The organism is Pedobacter humicola, assembly GCF_056490705.1.
In genome coordinates this window covers 67221-85555 of the sequence record NZ_JBWJIG010000010.1, presented here as the reverse complement: position 1 = coordinate 85555, position 18335 = coordinate 67221, and the positions used below count along the sequence as shown (strand labels likewise).

Annotated in this window: 13 protein-coding genes; 5 read left to right on the top strand and 8 right to left on the bottom strand. The window is 40.5% G+C overall.

Going from position 1 to position 18335, the window contains the following annotated elements:
• Positions 1 to 4: 4 nt before the first annotated feature.
• The 6 genes from AC04Q1_RS16245 to AC04Q1_RS16220 all read right to left on the bottom strand — a co-directional run bounded on the left by AC04Q1_RS16245 (position 5) and on the right by AC04Q1_RS16220 (position 9348).
• Positions 5 to 1096 carry a DUF5007 domain-containing protein gene (locus AC04Q1_RS16245; protein ID WP_478365632.1) on the bottom strand — a complete coding sequence of 364 codons (1092 nt, stop codon included), beginning with the start codon at positions 1094 to 1096 and terminating at the stop codon, positions 5 to 7.
• Positions 1097 to 1131: 35 nt separating this feature from the next.
• Positions 1132 to 2241, bottom strand: coding sequence for a fasciclin domain-containing protein (locus AC04Q1_RS16240; RefSeq protein WP_478365631.1), 1110 nt, complete (start codon positions 2239 to 2241; stop codon positions 1132 to 1134).
• Between the two features lie 10 nt (positions 2242 to 2251).
• Positions 2252 to 3802, bottom strand: coding sequence for a RagB/SusD family nutrient uptake outer membrane protein (locus AC04Q1_RS16235; protein WP_478365630.1), 1551 nt, complete (start codon positions 3800 to 3802; stop codon positions 2252 to 2254).
• Position 3803: 1 nt separating this feature from the next.
• Positions 3804 to 6818: a SusC/RagA family TonB-linked outer membrane protein gene (locus tag AC04Q1_RS16230; protein WP_478365629.1), complete on the bottom strand. Its 3015-nt coding sequence runs from the start codon at positions 6816 to 6818 to the stop codon at positions 3804 to 3806.
• 520 nt (positions 6819 to 7338) lie between these two features.
• The gene (locus AC04Q1_RS16225) at positions 7339 to 8874 is read right to left on the bottom strand and encodes a SulP family inorganic anion transporter (RefSeq protein ID WP_478365628.1); all 1536 of its coding nucleotides are present in this window, start codon (positions 8872 to 8874) and stop codon (positions 7339 to 7341) included.
• Between the two features lie 57 nt (positions 8875 to 8931).
• Entirely contained in the window at positions 8932 to 9348 is a 417-nt protein-coding gene (locus tag AC04Q1_RS16220; protein ID WP_478365627.1) for a winged helix-turn-helix transcriptional regulator, read from the bottom strand.
• A 133-nt stretch (positions 9349 to 9481) separates the two neighbouring features.
• Here AC04Q1_RS16220 and AC04Q1_RS16215 point away from each other — a divergent pair, with 133 nt between their 5' ends.
• The 3 genes from AC04Q1_RS16215 (at position 9482) to AC04Q1_RS16205 (ending at position 11743) form a co-directional block, all read left to right on the top strand.
• Entirely contained in the window at positions 9482 to 10237 is a 756-nt protein-coding gene (locus tag AC04Q1_RS16215; protein WP_478365626.1) for an SDR family oxidoreductase, read from the top strand.
• A gap of 309 nt (positions 10238 to 10546) precedes the next feature.
• Positions 10547 to 11110 (top strand): Crp/Fnr family transcriptional regulator, encoded by a 564-nt coding sequence (locus AC04Q1_RS16210; protein WP_478365625.1) that lies wholly within the window; start codon positions 10547 to 10549, stop codon positions 11108 to 11110.
• Between the two features lie 243 nt (positions 11111 to 11353).
• The gene (locus tag AC04Q1_RS16205) at positions 11354 to 11743 is read left to right on the top strand and encodes a RidA family protein (RefSeq protein WP_478365624.1); all 390 of its coding nucleotides are present in this window, start codon (positions 11354 to 11356) and stop codon (positions 11741 to 11743) included.
• Positions 11744 to 11939: 196 nt separating this feature from the next.
• On the opposite strand, the gene AC04Q1_RS16200 is transcribed toward AC04Q1_RS16205, so the two are convergent.
• On the bottom strand, positions 11940 to 12830 hold the full coding sequence (locus AC04Q1_RS16200) for a helix-turn-helix domain-containing protein (RefSeq protein ID WP_478365623.1): 891 nt from the start codon (positions 12828 to 12830) through the stop codon (positions 11940 to 11942).
• Positions 12831 to 12902: 72 nt separating this feature from the next.
• Positions 12903 to 13721, bottom strand: coding sequence for an SDR family NAD(P)-dependent oxidoreductase (locus tag AC04Q1_RS16195; RefSeq protein WP_478365622.1), 819 nt, complete (start codon positions 13719 to 13721; stop codon positions 12903 to 12905).
• 446 nt (positions 13722 to 14167) lie between these two features.
• On the opposite strand from AC04Q1_RS16195, the gene AC04Q1_RS16190 reads away from it, so the two are divergent.
• A complete protein-coding gene (locus AC04Q1_RS16190) occupies positions 14168 to 17500 on the top strand; it encodes a TonB-dependent receptor (protein ID WP_478365621.1) in 3333 nt (1110 codons plus the stop codon).
• A gap of 78 nt (positions 17501 to 17578) precedes the next feature.
• On the top strand, positions 17579 to 18331 hold the full coding sequence (locus tag AC04Q1_RS16185) for a S1/P1 nuclease (protein WP_478365620.1): 753 nt from the start codon (positions 17579 to 17581) through the stop codon (positions 18329 to 18331).
• Positions 18332 to 18335: the final 4 nt, after the last annotated feature.

Sequence of the window (18335 nt, the reverse complement as noted above, 5' to 3'; positions counted from 1 at the left end):
TCAACTATTCGTTAGCAAATTTTGGGTTCTCATTCTTGAAATAAAAGACTATTTCCCAGTCACCTGCTTTGTAAATGGCGAAATCAATACCGAAATTGGCCACTGTACGTCCGCCCCCAAAACCAAGCCGGGAGTAACTCAACTGTGCTTTTGCTCTCGATCCTCCGGTGGCGTAAGATGTTGGGATTTCGACCAGTGGGATAGGATATGCAACATCGTACTGCACATACTTATCCGTTTTTTGCATATTAAAGCCATGGATCATTTTATCCCAAACCGTTTCGTTGAAGAATTTTGGATCGATCGGTAAAGAATCTTTACCCAAAACCACGATTCGCAGCGAGTGACCGTTGCCACCTGAAGTAAATGGGCGGATATATACAATTGCGTCCTTTTTATCATTGTTGCTTACCAGGTTTAAGTTGGAAGTGGCACCGATAACATTATTTAAATAAGGACGGATGTAATCTCTCAATTTTTTGTCCAATGGAAATTTGGGATCAGGAGCTGGTAAGCCAGTATAGGCGTTAAAATCATTCGATGGTTCGTAGGGACGCTCTCTAAAAGGTCGGATCTGAAAGTCTTTGATCAGCCTTTCGCCACCGGTGTTTTTAACCTTCACATCAAAAAAGCGGGTATCCTGAGAATAGTTTGTACTGTCTGTTGGCCGTGGCTTCAATATCTGATTGGTTGCAGAAGGCCATAAAATGAATTCACCTGACGAACGTATTTCAAATATGGAATGTGTCTCGATTTTTCTCTTCGCTTCAATTTCAGCAAGGCTTTTTTCCAAACCAGTGTAAGGAGCAGTCCATACATAAGTTGGCGCAGTTGTAAAAAGATCGCTCACCGGCTTTCCATCACCGAACCTGACGTTTACAATTTCAAACGTGATTGGATTGGTTGAGTTATCACTGTTAAAACCACCGATAAGATTGGTCCGGCCAATTATAGGTTCAAGAATTTTATTGCTAAAATTCACATTATTGCTGATATAATCTTTCTCATCAGGTAAGTCGAAAATCTTTTTACAGCTACTAAAAACAGTGAGGGCAAGTAAAAGGAGCGCAAAATATTTATTTATGATAGATTTCATTGGAGTATTTATTTTAATGTTTCTATTTCGCATCACTATTTCGTTTTATTTATGGTAAACTCCGCCAACTGGAACGTTCCACTGTTTCTCAGTTCGGTGATATCAATGCGGTAAAATTTATAGGCAACAGTATTTGTACATCTAAATACCTTTTGCTGATATCTTTCCTCAAAGAAAAAGTTAGATCTCCGATCAAGTTCTACCCAATTCGTACCATCCATAGAGCCTTCATAAGTCCAGGCTTTTGGATCTCTTTCGTTGGCATCATTTGCCGAGGTTAGGGTATACACTGATGAAACCGCTGGGGTGTTAAGTTCGAACCTCATCCATAACTCACCCTGTAAGTCGGCTAAGAACTTAGTGTGATCATCGCCGTCAATTACTTTCCTCGAATTTTCTCCACTGGTTATACCCCCACCATTTTCGCGGTTAGATGAAAATATACCGCCAATTTCCAGATATAAATTTGGTGGTGGTGGTACAAAAGTTAAACGGGTAACGAATTCGTTAAAACCAAATACGTGATCGGCACTGATTACATGTACTATACCATTTGTGGTTTTAATATTATTTGATGATGTTGTGCTGGTTGCCCAGTTGCGTACAAACTTGCTTTTTTTGGTATTGTCAAAATTAATAATTGCAGGCCCTGCCCCTACCTGGCCAGAAGCCGAAATGTTGGTAATGCTTGCATGCATCGGGTAAGAGATATGTGCACTGGTTAAGTTTAACCCATCCTGAAGTTTTAAAGAATCTGTAGGTCTTTTGCCCCTGATAATATAATAAGAGGTCATTGTATCTAACTGAACGGCATCAATATTGGCTAAAAAAAGCGGATCCTTGTCTGATTGCTTTCTCAAGGTATTTAAGTTTCGTAAAGCCAGTTGAAAGCTCGGGTTGGTAACCGCAAATAGCGTTACATTACTATCGGTTAATGTTTTTTTAAGGCCCATTCTATCAATTGCTACGATTAACGAATCGAAAACTCCTGGTTTACTTTTTAAATACTCATAAGTATTTCCAGAAAAAGTTACATTCTGATCCGGTGCATCATAAAATCCTCCGTTCTTTTTGCAAGCCGAATTGATCAGCGTTAGCAACGATAAAATTGCTAAAGCGCCCATGTATTTTATTGAATTTTTCATATCTCTGTAATTAGCGCCAGTAAGCATTTTGGGTTAATAAACTGTTTTGAGAAATAAGCCTCCTTGATATTGGCCAATATATTCCACCAGAGTTAATGAGGTTCATAAATTTGGCATCGTTTTGTTTGATCTTGTTGTACCGGATCAAATCGTACCACCTGGAGCCCTCACCCAATAATTCGCGGTGACGCTCCTCGAAGATTAATTTTATAATATCGTCCGTACCGAGATTGAAACTGAATCCAGTACCTTCTTCATACCTTCTTGCCTGAACATTTATCAACTCATTTATGGCACCAAGCTGATCACCCAAAACCGATAATGCTTCAGCACGCAAAAGAATAATATCCTCAAGGCGGGTAAAAATTAAAGCACTCGTAAAATATCTGAAGTTCGGATCATTTCCACCACCCTGAATGACTTTGATTTTACTGAAAATTGGATACTTGCCGTTCAGGTTTGTAAAATATCTCCCATCGTATTTAGCCTGTCCTAAAGTATCAACTGCAAATCTTTGATCTTTAGCAATATTGAAATATTTCAGAATAGAATCTTTTGGCAGGTAAATATCTGGAATTGATTTAGTCATAACCGGCTCCGCTAAGGTTAACTCTTCAATATGCCCCGTTGATGAACCATCAACATGCCCATAATCAGAGTTGAAACCAAACATCTGTCTGGTATTTTTATTGTAGAAAAATCCGTTTGAATTTGATAAATCATTAGTTGAGGTAAAACCACCAGCACTCCTGCCATAATTATCTTCAACAAATTTGGCATATTTAGCTACACTGGTATAATCGCTATTCCAGGCTGCTAAATGTGCCAATACCGCGTAGGCTGTAACTTTTGTTGCCAAAGCTCCGCCCCAGCGCCCCGAATTTTCATTGTAATAATCTGTCGGCTGCTGTACATCACCACCACTATAAATAAATGGCATATCAGCTGCTGCTTTTAAAATTTCCTGTTCGGCCCAGGCTAAAATCCTTGCCTGGCTTTCGCGGGGCTTATTTGTAAATTTACCTTCATCCGATGAAGTAATAAAGGGTACATCACCCCAGATCCTAACCATGTAGAAATAGGCAAAAGCCCTTAAAAATCTAGCTTGTGCAATATCAACAGTCATGTTATTGCTGCTGTAACGTTTATCTGTTTCTCTTACATGCGCAATATTCTCTAAGAAAACATTAGCGCCGTTTACAATGGCGTAAAACCTTGTCCAATCAGATAACGATTCCAATACGGGATATGAGGCGTTTAAATTATTGCCTATAACCGCTTTTAAATCCTGTCGTTTTGGACTTAAAAACTCTCCTGTTCTTACATCCCCATAAATCCAGTGACCGTTATTGTCTGATAAAGCAGCCCGGGTTAAAGCATAAACACCCAAAATTCCCGATCGGGCATCTTCCACTGTATTCCAGGCATTTTTTTCGCCCACAACTCTGGTAGAATCTGTTTCCAAAGCTTTATTACAGCCTGAAAAGGCTACCACAGAAACCAGAAGTATGTATAATATATTTTTCATCTCGCTTAATGTGTTGTTAGTTCTTTTTTTCATCTTATAGCTCCATTTTAACACCTAGGGTATATGTTCTTGGAATAGGCTGGCCATAACCTGTATCAATACCATCGTAGCTAACCAGTTCAGGATCCTGACCAGTGTAAGGCGTGATGGTGAAAATATTACTCACAGCACCGTATACGAAGAGTTTATTGATCTTGATGTTCTTCTTAATGAGCAAGTTGCCCAGGTCGTAACCTAATGATACTTGTCTTAATTTTAAAAATGAAGCATTCTCTAAGAAAAGATCCTGATCTGCACGATATGGAATTACTGTACTCCAAGGATTATACAGCGGATATTTGGAGTAATCGCCACGTTTTTCCCAGAAGGTGATTTCCTTAACAGAATTGATATCCGTATTACCCTCGCGGTTCACAAAATCGAAACGGCTGGCCATTTCCTGATTGATCAGCTTTCTGCCTAAATTAAAATAAAGACTGGTACCTAAACTCCAGTTCCCATACTTAAAGTTGTTATCAAAACCACCTGCAATAGTTGGTAATGAATGTCCTTTTAACACCTTATCATTATCATCAATGGTATTATCACCATTTTGATCTTGCCAGCGTGGATCACCAGCCTTTAAAGGAATTCCTTTATATTTTAATTTTTGTCCGTTAACTACCGGCACATCAGCATCTGAAGTATAGATCCCATTGTTAACCAATAACCAATATTGATCTACCGGCTGGCCAACTTTCAAAAACCTGTTGCCCACAACCAGCTGATCTAAACCTCTAGGCAATGCTTTAAGTTCGTTAGCGTTGTGGTTAAAGTTCAGGGCAGAATTCCATGAAAATTTATTTCTGGCAATTACCTGTCCGCTAATGGTTACATCAATGCCCATGTTATTAACAGACATCCCACTTTCGATAGATTGTTTATATCCATATTCAGCATAAGCCGGAATACCAATTAATTGGTTTTTATCGGTTTTGCTATACAGGTCGACAGAAAGGTGAAGACGGTTTTTTAACAGCGCCGCATCTGCACCAATATTAATTTGATCAGAGTACGACCAAGGCACACCATAACCTACCCAACCAAATTGGTAAGTACGGGTTAACACACCAAATGCGTTATATCCAGGAACGGTTAAGTTACCGGTATAGCCAACCGATGCTGTATATTGTGGGCCTTGTGCATAATTGTCATAACTAAAGGTACGGCCCATTCTGCCAACACTTGCGCGCAGCACCAAATCATCAACCAGTTTGTTATCTTTCAAAAATTCGTTTTTGATATTCCAGGCTGCAGAAATGGTTGGCGAATAAAACCAGCGGCTTGTAGGTTGTGCATTTGAAGAACCATCTAAACGTAATATCGCTGATAAGAAATATTTTTCGTTAAATGAATAATCGGCTTTTCCATAAAAAGACAATAAATTATCTTCTGTTTTATCAATAAAGCGATAGGTCAATTCTCTAGGGAAGGCAACCGGAGTTAGGTAACCTCCATTATCCGAACCGTCGTCGTTTTTAGGTTTCGAATCGAGTAAATTGATTTTGATATAATCGTTAACACCTTTATAGGCATAAGCATTGCTATACTTATAAATGTCCCATTGCATAGACTGTCCTAACGCAAAATGAAAATCGTGAACCTTATTCAGATTCAAATCGTAAGTCACTTTGTTATCCATCATTAACCTTTGGCTAAAGCCATAGTAATTGGATGCATAACTGTTTCCCTGTAAAAGCGTTCTGGCATAGAAAACATCTCTGTAGCCTTCGCTGTAATCGGCGTCAAAAGACGATACCACTTTAAATTTGCCAAAAGTTCCTTCCAATTTGGCATAACCCTGTATACTGTTTGTTTTATTATCATCAAATCCTTTGGTATATTGTTGCAAATAAGAACCATAGAAATCCTTATTGGGAGGAAGTGGAGCGCTTAAATCAGGGAAATAATTAAGTTGCGAAAACCGGTCACGCAAGGTTCTATTTCTATTGCGATTTAAACGGTTCGCATTAATCATTGTGGAGAACAACAACCACTTGGTTGGTTTCATATTGATATTGAAAGTAGCGCTGTAACGGTCGATACCCGTGTCATCTGCTACACCTTCGCTTTTGGTATTGCCCAATGCAAACCTAAAGTTCGCCCGGTCGGTACCACCGGAAAGTGAGAAATTAATGCCATATATTAAGGCATTTTTATAGTATAAATCGGTCCAGTCTGATTTACCGCTATATACATTGTTTAACGAATCGCTTAAGTATACCGGATATTCCTCATCATCAGAATACCTGCCGTTAGTGGTATAGATATCGTAAAAACGTTGTCTGAACTCATTTTCATATTTACCATTAATGGTATTTACGGTTGGTTTTTGCACCATCCCAATATATGAATTGAAAGATATGGAGCGATATTTACCAGCAGCTGTTTTAGAGGTTAAAACAATTACCCCGTTAACACCTCTTGGCCCATAAATAGATGTTGATGCTAAATCTTTAAGTACCTCTACTGATGCAATATTATTCATATCGATACCTGCCAATAAATTAGTTGCAGGGCCAATTCTGTTAAAATCGAATTGCTGTGTATCAAAAGCAAAAGGATGCTCCCGTACCAAAGGGATTCCATCGAGCACAACCAATGGCTGAGCATCATATAATTCCTTTTTAGACAATAGCGGCATTGCAGCCCCTCTGATAAACATGTTCTGAATGGATCCAGGCTCGCCTGATGGCTCCTGAATATACAGACCAGCAAAATTGCCCTTTAAGTTTTGCTGTAATGAAATTGCAGGGAAAAGCGCCAGGTCTCTGGTGTCTTTCTTTACACCGCCAGATAGCTTATTGTAAAGTGTTTTCTGCTTGATCTGGTCTAAACTGTCTTTTCGTAATGAATCTTTCAGGGTTACGATCTTGATTTTTGTCGTGTCCTGAAGGGTCAGGTAATTAATTGTTAGGCCTTTATGAATTTTTCTACCCGTTGCATAAGTCGGTAAAACGTTTAATGTAAACGCGGCAAAAAAAACAAGGCACGCCCATAAGTATCGCATAGTTAATGGATCTTTAATTGGTAAAAAAAATGATTTCTAAAACTTATTTTTTGGGAAACGGCAAGATATGTCTCAGGTTAGAAAGACAGGTACTTCGGTAGTAATAGTTAGGGATTCTCATAAAATTTTGCATTTGGTTAAATCAAATATATATATACTAAATCGTTTTAACAACAAAATGTCATTTTTATGAAATTTTTATAAAACACAGCAATAATATTTAATTATATCAAAATAATTGTCAGTTTGACAGATAAAAAAGTAAATATTAATAAAATCTATTAATAATTTAACATCCTAAATAACAGCACATAACAACATTTTTCGGTCTCAACTACAATAAATTGAACAATTTTCTGTTGTAAAGCTTCATTCTAGTTAAACGTTTTACTAAATCTTTGAACATCAACCACCGGATGCCAGTGAATACAAAAAATAATTATTTTCTAGATTGATGACGATTTATCATAGTACTAATACGACAGCGCTATTCTTTTAGAATAGCGAATAGTAACGGCGGTTATCTCTCCGTTGCCACGCGGTAACCCGGATCCTCGATAATATTTACCTGAATAATTTCATCAGCATTTATAAGTAAACGTTTACAATCATTACTGAGGTGTTTCAACTGAAGCTTTTTATTGGCGATGCTATATTTTTCGGTTAGTTTATTCAGAGCATCAATGCCCGACATATCAAAAACCCGGCTATGTTTAAAATCAATGACCACAAAAGCAGGATCTTGCGCTACATCGAACAGCTCATTAAAACCAGCAACAGATCCAAAAAAGAGCGGCCCGAATATTTCGTAATGTTTTGAGCCATCGGCATCAATATGTTTGCTGGCCCTGATCCGTTTAGAACTTTCCCATGCAAAAACAAGCGCCGAAATAATTACACCGATTAACACGGCCAATGCCAGGTTATGCAGCCAAATGGTTATTACTGCTACTAAAATACCGATCATAATATCCTGTCTGGGCATTTTATTAATTACCTTAAAGCTCATCCATTCAAAAGTTCCGATGGCGACCATCATCATTACCCCCACCAATGCAGCCATGGGTACACGATCGATTACAGGCGCACCAATCAATATAATAACCAGTATAGTTATCGCAGCAATAATACCCGATAACCTGGCCCTTGCTCCTGCCGATAGGTTGACCAGTGTTTGCGCAATCATCGGACAACCACCCATGCCCGTAAAAAAGCCGTTCGCAATATTGGCTATTCCCTGCGCTATGCTTTCTCTGTTCCTGTTCCCTTTAGTGTCTGTAATTTCATCAACCAGGTTTAAGGTAAGCAAGCCTTCTGTTAGCCCCACACCCGCCATAATGAGCGCGTAAGGGAAGATGGTTTTAAGTGTTTCTAGGTTAAACGGAACACCTGGAATATGAAATGGCGGAAAACCTCCCTTAACTGAAGCGATATCTTTCACTAACTTGGTATCGATCCCAAAACCCAGCACCACAATAAAAACCACAATAATGGCAACTAAAGATGCTGGAATAGCCTTGGTTATTTTAGGGAGGATTACCACAATTGAAATAGTAAGCAGCACCAAGGCCAGCATAATATATAACGGTGTACCAGTGAGCCATTCAACCCTCCCATTAACCAGGGTTTTAAACTGCTCCAACTGCGACATAAAAATAATGACAGCTAAACCGTTAACGAAGCCAAACATTACGGGTTGTGGAACCAGCCGTACAAATTTACCAAGCTTAAACAAGCCCACTAAAATCTGGATTGCGCCAGCCAGTACCACTGCAGCAAAAACATATTCTATACCCTGGGTTTTCATCAAAGCAATGAGCACAATTACGGTAGCCCCTGCCCCACCCGACACCAAACCAGGTCTTCCGCCCAATACAGCGGTTACCAAACCCATTATACATGCAGCATATAAACCAGTTAAGGGAGGGAAGCCTGCAAGAATAGCAAACGACAGCGATTCGGGAATCATTGTCATGGCTACAGTTAGCCCCGCAAGAATTTCGGTTTTGTAGTTTATTTTCTTCGAGAAATCAAAAAGCTGCAGGTAGGGTTTCATTTTAAGGGATAGGTTTAGCAGCTGCTAATATCGGAATTATAAAACATTAGCCTATCATTAGCGATGGGTTATGGATATTTCGGCAAGCTGTGCTTCATCCTTAAAAGTGTAACAACTATTGTCGTGATCTGCATTTCCAGAAATCGGACTAATCCGGTGCTGGAAATTACTGCCCCAAATCTCCAGTGCCTTAAAAACATCTGTCAGTTTTTTTCCTGATTCGGTAAAAGAATACTCCACTTTAGGTGGCACCACAGGAAAAATTTTTCTTTCCACGATCTGATCTTCCTCCAACTCCCTCAGTTGCTGCGTAAGCATCTTTTCGGTTATGCCCGCAACACTACGGTGAAGTTCGCCATATCTCTTTGGGCCAGATAAGAGCCGGTTTAAAATCGTTAGCTTCCATTTGCCGCCTATCACATTTAGGGCCGCCTCCATGGAGCAGGAATAATAGGCCTGTCTTTTCTTTGTCATATAAAAATTTGATGCAAGGTGTTTAAAGAATCTGGGAGCATTTCGTACTAAAAAGTACGTACCGAACTAAAAAGTACATACTTGACGGGCATTCAGATTAAGCGTCTCTTTGACCTATTAATACATAAAGATAATGAAAAAATTAGCAGGAAAAACCGCAATCATCACAGGTGGAAATAGCGGTATAGGTTTCGCAACAGCACAAGAATTTTTAGCGCAGGGTGCTAAAGTAATCATCACCGGAAGAAATGAAAAATCGGTAAAAGATGCCTTAGCACAACTGGGCGAAAATGCACATGGAATAATTTCCGACAGTGCCTATATGGAAGAAATTACCAAATTGGCCGATCAGGTTAGAACGATCACACCAACGCTTGATATTATTGTAGTAAACGCTGGTATTGGAAAATTCAATTCATTAGAGAACATGACTGAGGCAATGTTTGATGAAATCATGAACATCAACTTTAAAGGCGCTTATTTTAGCTTACAGCAACTATTGCCTTTGGTTAACAATGGTGGATCTATTGTATTAAATACTTCGATCAATGCGCATATCGGAATGGCTGGTGCTACAGTTTACGCCGCAAGCAAATCGGCATTGTTAACTTTGGCCAAAAACCTGTCTGCCGAATTAACATCCAGGAAAATAAGGGTTAACGCTGTCAGCCCCGGTCCTGTTGGCACCCCGTTGCACAGTAGCGAAAAATTAGGCTTAAGTGATGAAGATTTACAGCAGATGGGCGAAAGTTTGGTAAAACAGATCCCTGTGGGCAGGTTCGGTCAGGCCGAAGAAATCGCCAAAACAATCGCGTTTTTTGCTTCTGATGATTCTTCCTTCATTTTAGGATCAGAACTTATTGCCGATGGTGGTATGTATAATTTATAAGATTAAAATTTAACCCGGAGCAATTAAATGTTCTGGGTTAAGTTGATGGAAAATGTAAGATGGATAACTGAATTGATTCTGCGTTAATCTTCTAAATCTGCGGGACAAATAAATAGTGATAAACGGATTGCAAATCCTGACCAAACAAAAAATGTAAGTTGGGTGATGAAATTGATTCTGCCTTGATCTTCTCCCTTGTTCTCTTGGTGCCTTCGTGGTTAAATCATGAATAGAGGTATACGCCAAACGCTTCTCTGCACATCAAAATTCGTACTACGAAAAATAGCTCTTATCTTTATCGCTAAAGCTATGCAACACGAATTAAGAACTCATATCGAAAAAATAGTGCCGCTAACAGATGAGGAGTTTGCATTTGTACAGGCACATTTCATGACTAAAAAGTTCAAAAAACATCAATTCCTGATTCAAGAAGGAGAAAGCGTAAAATACTCCTATTTTGTAGTTTCTGGTCTCTTAAAACTGGTGCATACCGACGATTCTGGAAAACAACATATTGTTTCTTTTGCCATGGAAGACTGGTGGGAAAGCGACTATCTGGCCTATTTTACGCAAAGCCCGGCCACCATGAGTTTAGAGTGCCTCGAAGATACAGAAGTATGTTGCTTTACACTTGAAGATTACAGCACCTTATGTGCTGAGCTCCAGAAGATGCAGTACTTTTTTCTGCAGAAAGCAAATTTTGGACATATCGGTTCGCAACGCCGCATATTATCATTACTCACCTCCAACGCGCAAGAGCGCTATGAGCAGTTGTTGAAACAATATCCAGCTCTATTTCAACGGGTACCCAAATCTTTACTTGCAGCCTATCTAGGGGTTTCGCGCGAGACTTTAAGTAGATTTTCAGTTTAACATTAATAATGGGATCCGATTTGCCTGTCAGCGGTTTGAGGGTTAAGCTAAAATAAATTTCTAAGGAAATGATGTATAAACGGATTACAAATCCATAGCACACAGGTCCTAATTACAAATCCAAAGCAATTGAATTGACCAGCGGCTTTGTGACGAACCTCACTCCATAATCGTGCGTTTTATCACCGTTAAAATTCGGGCCACCGCTGCAACTTTGTGTTATTAAATTCAAAAAACAACGTAATGGAAAAACAAATCATTAATCCCTGGAATTGGCAAGATCAACGCAGTTATGTACAAGCGGTAGAAGTTAAACAGGCAACAGGCACACTCTATATCTCTGGTCAAACGGCTACCGGTGCAGATGGCATATCGAGCACCGCTGATGTTAAAACCCAGCTTGTTGATGCCATAAAACATCTGGAGGAGGTAATTGCCCAGGCGGGCTATGAGCCTAAGGGTATTGTTCGCTTAAATATCTACACTACGGCATCGGCCGAATTTTTCGAATGCTTCGATATTTTCCAAGCCTGGATTGCCAAACACGGCATTAAACAGGCCACTACCCTTTTGGAAGTAAAAAGTCTGTACGAAACTTTAAGCGTCGAATTGGAAGCTACAGTAGTGAAATAGGCGATATTGCTAAATCATTGATTATGGAAATGTGAGATATGCGATTTTAGTCGTAAAGCTATCTCAAATCTCATGCCCTATGATGGATTAATTCTGCGTTTATCTTCTAAATCTGCGGGACATCCCTAGGATTGTTTTGTTCCCGCAGATTCAAGAAGATAACTCCAGATTAAATAATCACTCTACTTCGCATGCTTTAATTCAACAATTGCTTTTTAAATAAATTGGGGCTTATACCAACTTCCTTTTTAAACAAGCGTGAGAAATAGGAAAGATTTTCAAACCCCAGCGCATAGGCAATCTCCGAAACCGACCTGTCCTCTCCGATCAAGCGGTTTTTCGCTTCCGATATGAGGTAAATATGGATGTGTTCTAAAGCCGTCTTTCCGCTTTCCTGTTTTAAAATATCACTTAAATAACCTGCTGAAATATTTAAACGCTCGGCCATATAGTTTACAGAGGGCAAACCTTTAGTGCCCAACAGCCCACTTGCTACATACTTGTTTATTTCCTCATTAAACCTGGTAACCGTTTTGCCCGAAATCTCGGTACGGTTCAGGAACTGCCTTTTGTAAAAACGCTGACTGTATTTTAACATCGTATCTACATTGGCCAAAATCAACTCCCTGCTATACTCATCCTGGTTGTTGCGGTATTCGGTTTCAATTTTGTGGTAAAGTTCCCATATGGTTATTTCTTCGCTGGGCGAAAGGTGTAATGCCTCGTTGATTTCGTAATCGAAGTAATGGTATTTTTTTATGCTATCGTGCAGGGGGTGTCCGTTCAGAAAGTCCTCATGAATAAACATCAAAAAGCCATCCTCATCAAATTCGAGGTTTTTCATTTCGATTACCTGATGGGGCTTAAAGAACATCATCGGACCGCATTCGTGGTCGTATTTAGTACGTCCGTAAAGGATATGCCCGGCAATGATCTTTTTAAAACCGATCATATAGAAGTCGCTGGTAAATTCACGGTCGCCAATGCTACACATATGGTCGCATTTGTACACACTAAATAACGGGTTTTCTGGTAGCGGAAATCCATTTCCCTTGTGCAATTCGGCTAAACTTTTGTAATGTTTCATTTCCTTAAATGATAAATTACAAGCTACACAATTACACGATATAGCTTGTAATTTAACGTATTAAATGATTTCTTAATGACCGTGTGCATCGGCAGATACTGTTGCCCATTGTTCAAACTCGGCCAGCCGGTCTGCATACACCTGCTTAACCACCGGATAGGCCACTTTACCCAATAAAAAATGCAAAGGCGGGTTGTCACTATCAATTAGTGCGAGTACTGCAGGCGTTGTGGTTTCTGGATTTCCCCAGCTATCAGGTGTGGCGCCTTCAAAAAATGCTTTTCTAACCGGTGCATAAACTTCGTTGGCCTCAGTTTGGAAAGCAGAGGCTCCAGACCAATCGGTTGAAAAACCATTTGGTTCGATTAAACTTACGTTGATACCAAAACCTTTTACTTCGGTAGCTAAGGTTTCACTTAAACCGTTAACTGCATATTTCGATGCGTTATATAAACCTAATATTGGTAAACTCACCAATCCTAAAAAGCTCGACACCTGAATAATATGGCCGCCTTTTTGTTCACGCATTACCGGAACAATAGCCTGTGTTACCCAAAGTAAACCAAAGAAGTTGGTTTCCATCTGTGCACGGGCCTGTTGTTCGGTGGTTTCTTCTATCGCACCAAACAAACCAAAGCCCGCATTATTGATCAGTACATCAATGCGGCCAAAGTGCTGTTTAACCTGATCAACTGCTGCAAAACAGGCATCCCTATCGTTTACATCCAGTTGCACAGGAAATACGGCATCGCCATAGGCTGCTACCAGATCATTTAAATCTGCGGTATTTCTTGCAGTTGCGGCAACTTTATCGCCGCGCTCTAAAAGGGCCTTTGCCCAGATTTTACCAAAGCCACGTGAGGCTCCGGTAATTAAAATTATTTTCGACATTTTTTCTTTGTTTAAAAATTGATAACAAAGGTATTGGTGCGGGCCGACAGGGATTTACACAAAACACGGGAGTATTAGCACATTTCGCGGTTAGGATAGACTAATTTAATTACACACTCACGGTCAGAACATTTCGTTCCATTATCTGTAGTATTGAAAATACGCAAACGTTTGTTTAAGAATTAGCAGAAAAATGCATTTCAACCTCAAAACTCCAAAAAACTATTACAACACTCTGTATAATAACAAATTACAGATAAGCCTATCGGGTATGTTACCCAAATAAGCTTCAGATTTATCCCTTTGTAAATATTGGCTTTATAATACCCCCTGTTGTCACGCCGATAATACTTTTTTCTTAACCTATTTTAACCTTTTGTTAATCTCCGCTTTAAGTGGCCGGGAGAACTTTGCCCCCAACTAATTCATTAACAAATAAGATTAACATGAGAAAACTATTTACGCTTTTATCGTTACTATTTGTCGCGATTTCCCTGCATGCGCAGGTCACGACGGGGAGTTTATCCGGAACAATAAAAGATTCGAAAAACACTTTGCCCGGCGTAACGGTCAAAGCCACGCACTTACCTTCAGGAACAAATTATGTGGCGAGCACCAATGACGACGGCCGCTTTACCATTTCGAACATGCGCCCTGGTGGCCCTTACAAAGTGGTAATTACCTATGTGGGTATGGATCCAAAAACAATTGAGAATATCACCCTTCCTTTGGGCGATACCTACATCCTTAACCTTAGCATGGCTGCTGGGGGAAAAGAGCTTGGGGAAGTGAGCATCAAGGGGGCATCTAAAAATTCGGTTCTAAATGCCAGCAGAACAGGTACTTCGACCAGTCTGGGTAAAAAGGAGATTAACGCCATTCCAACTTTGAGCAGAAGTTTGAGCGACCTGACCAGGTTGGCACCGCAAGCGAACGGAGCGGCAATTGGCGGAGGTAACTCACGCCAGAACAATGTAACGGTAGATGGTGCCGATTTTAACAACAACTTTGGGATCGGTAACAATCTTCCCGGAAACGGAAACCCGGTATCAATAGATGCATTGGAAGAAATATCGGTAAATGTTACCCCTTATGATGTAAAACAGTCGGGTTTTATCGGTGCTTCCATCAATGCGGTAACGCGTTCAGGTACAAATGAGTTTTCGGGCTCTGCCTATACCTATTTCAGAAACCAGAACCAGATCGGTAAAAAGGTAAGCAATTACCCTGAACTTGCAGATCCAACGGATCAGACCTATAAAACTTTCGGCGCCAGAATTGGCGGCCCAATTATCAAGAACAAATTGTTTTTCTTCTTAAATGCGGAAAGGGAAAATGAGGTAACACCGGGACAGACCCGGTTGGCTGCAACACCTGAGGCCCCTTTTGGATCAGGTATTCCGAATGTGGTACGTCCAACGGCCTCAGAACTGGATGAGATTAGTAATTACCTCAAAACAACCTACGGATATGATCCGGGGATTTATCAGGGTTATGCTTCTGAAACAGAAAGAACAAACTTACTGGGAAGATTAGACTGGAATATTGATCAGAACAACCACTTCAATATCCGTGGCAGTTATGTTAAAACTAAACAGCCTTCTTTTGTAAGTACATCCAGAAGTCCGTTAGGCGGATTCCCTGGGGGAGGATCGAGAACAGGTAATAGCGCATTGGCTTTTAAAAACTCCAATTATTACCAGGAGAGCAATTTATATTCGATTACTGCCGAGCTGAACAGCAAGGTATTTAACCGCTTTGCCAATACCCTTCGTTTATCCTACACCAACCAGAACGACCCAAGAAGTTCTGACAGCGATATTTTCCCATTGGTTGATATCTTAAAAGCAGATGGTAATTCGGCACCTACACCATTTACCACATTTGGTTATGAACCTTTCACCTACGGAAACTTAAGGGATGTACAGGTGTATTCATTAAACGATTACGTAACCTGGGCGGTTGGTAAACACAACATTACGGCAGGTTTACAGGGTGATTATACAATTACCAAAAACGGTTTCCAACGCTTTGGAACAAGTTATTATACCTTTAACTCCTGGGATGATTTTAAAAACGGCGCCAAGCCAATCGAGTTTGCCCAAACCTATTCACTTTCGCCAAACTATGAGCAGGCCTTCCCTACCTATAAATTCTGGCAGTTTTCGGGTTATGTGCAGGATGAAATCTCAGTTACCGATCGTTTAAGGGTAACAGGCGGTATCCGTGCAGAATTGGGCACCTATCCAAAAATCTTAAAAGAACATCCACTGGTATCGATGCTTTCTTTTCAAAACGGAGAGCATTTAAATACCGGGAATCTTCCAAAATCAAAACTTTCTATTTCTCCGCGTATCGGTTTTAACTGGGATGTTATCGGCGACCGGTCGATCCAGGTGAGGGGCGGTGCAGGTCTTTTTGTGGGCCGCATTCCAAATGTGTGGATTGTGGCACAGGCTGGTGATGCAGGGATGCTTCAGATTACGGAAACCTATTCAGGACAGAACAATACCCCTGGCCCGTTTAATCCCAATATCGGTGCTTACCGCCCAACAACGGTACCGGTTGCCGGAACTGTATTGCCCAACCCGATTACGGTAATGGACAGAAACCTAAAAATGCCGGCTGCCTTTAAAACCAGTTTAGCGGTAGATTTTAAACTTCCCTACGGTATTGTTGGTTCAGTTGAAGGGATTTTCAACAGAGACATCCGGACTGTCCTTTTCCGCAATGCGAACCTGGTTGATCCAAAACCTTTAAATGTTGCAGGTTATCCTGATAACAGGCTGATCTACCCAAGTGCAGCAACCGACAAATTTATCAACCCGATATTAAACGGGCTGCCAGTGCCAAACGGTACGGTTATACCAGGAGCTAACGCCAGACAGCCTGATGCATTTAATGTGATTGTATTGGGAAATGCTAATAAAGGCTACTATTATTCGTTAACGGGTACGTTGAGCAAACGCTTCGACAATGGCTTTGGTGGTAGCGTTTCTTATATCAGAAGTTCTGCTAAAAGTTTATTCGAAGGTAGTGGCGACCAAACCCTATCGGGATGGCAGGGAACAAGTACCGTAGATGGCGCCAACAACCCTACATTGGGCTACTCGGGTTTTGTTTCGCCTGACCGTATTATCGCTTCTCTTTATTACCGCAAAGAATTTATCAAACATTTGGGTACACAGCTTACTTTGATTTATGATGGATCAAACGGACGCGCATCTTATACCTATTCTACCGATATCAATAGGGACGGTGTAAACGGTGACTTGATTTATGTACCAAAAGACGCATCAGAGATCACGTTTGTACCTTTGACTATTGGAACAGGCGCTGACATGGTTACCTTTTCACCAAAACAGCAGAGCGATATGTTTTTCCGTTATGTTGACCAGGACAAATACCTGCGAGGCAGAAAAGGACAATATGCTGAGCGTAACGCTGTAATCACACCGTTTAACGGCCGGTGGGACTTTAAATTCCTACAGGATATCTTCACCAATGTGGGTGGCAAACGCAATACCATCCAGTTCAGTATCGACATCAGGAATTTTGGTAATTTGTTGAACAAGGATTGGGGTATGCAGACCAACTTTGGCACCACTTCTATCCTGGTACCCACTAACGTAGCGGCCTTAACACCTGGCGGAACAACTAAACCAACCTTTCGTATCGCAACAGACAGGAACTTCCCTATTGTAAACGGCAACAGGGATGTGGTAGGCTTTGCATCTACCTACGAAATGCAGTTTGGTTTCCGTTACATTTTCAATTAATCCATCTTTTTTATAAGGGAAAGCCGGACTGGCTTTCCCTATTTTAATTATACCATGTTAAAAAAACTACTATTCCCTATGCTACTGATAGCCATCAGTTTTGCCCTGATTTCATGGGGTGTAATTGGTCACCGGGCCATTGGTAAAATTGCCGAAAACCACCTGAGTACCAAAGCAAAAAAAGCAGTTCAGGATATTTTAGGGAGCGAGAGCCTCGCAATGGTGAGTACCTATCCCGATGAGATCAGGTCTTATTCCCAATATGCCTATACTGCGCCATGGCATTATGTAAACCTGCCTGAAGGATTAAGTTATGAGGATTTCAATATACAATTGAAATCAATGGAAAAACCAAATATTTATAAAGCACTCCTGCAATGTATTAGTGACTTAAAAGATGCCTCCAAAACCAAAGAAGAACATATTTTTGCACTAAAATTTTTGGTGCACCTGGTAGGCGATATCCATCAGCCCATGCATACCGGTCATTCAGAAGATTCTGGAGGTAATGGCATTAAAGTAAAACTGATGCGCAAAGAGAGCAATCTTCACGGCCTTTGGGATAGCGGCCTGATCGATTATGCAGGCTTAAGTTACCGCGAACTGGCAGCAGACTGCGATATGGCAGAAAAGAATGAGGCCAGAACCTGGGAAAAGGATGATGTGGCGAAATGGGCCTTCGAATCTTACGAAATCAGCAAACAGCTCTATGCAGAAGCGGCAAAAAATCCTGATTTCGATTACAATTATTATCCTGCCCATGCTGATCTGGTAAAGAAACGACTTGCGCAGGCAGGCATCCGTTTAGCGGCAATACTGAATGAAATATAAAAAT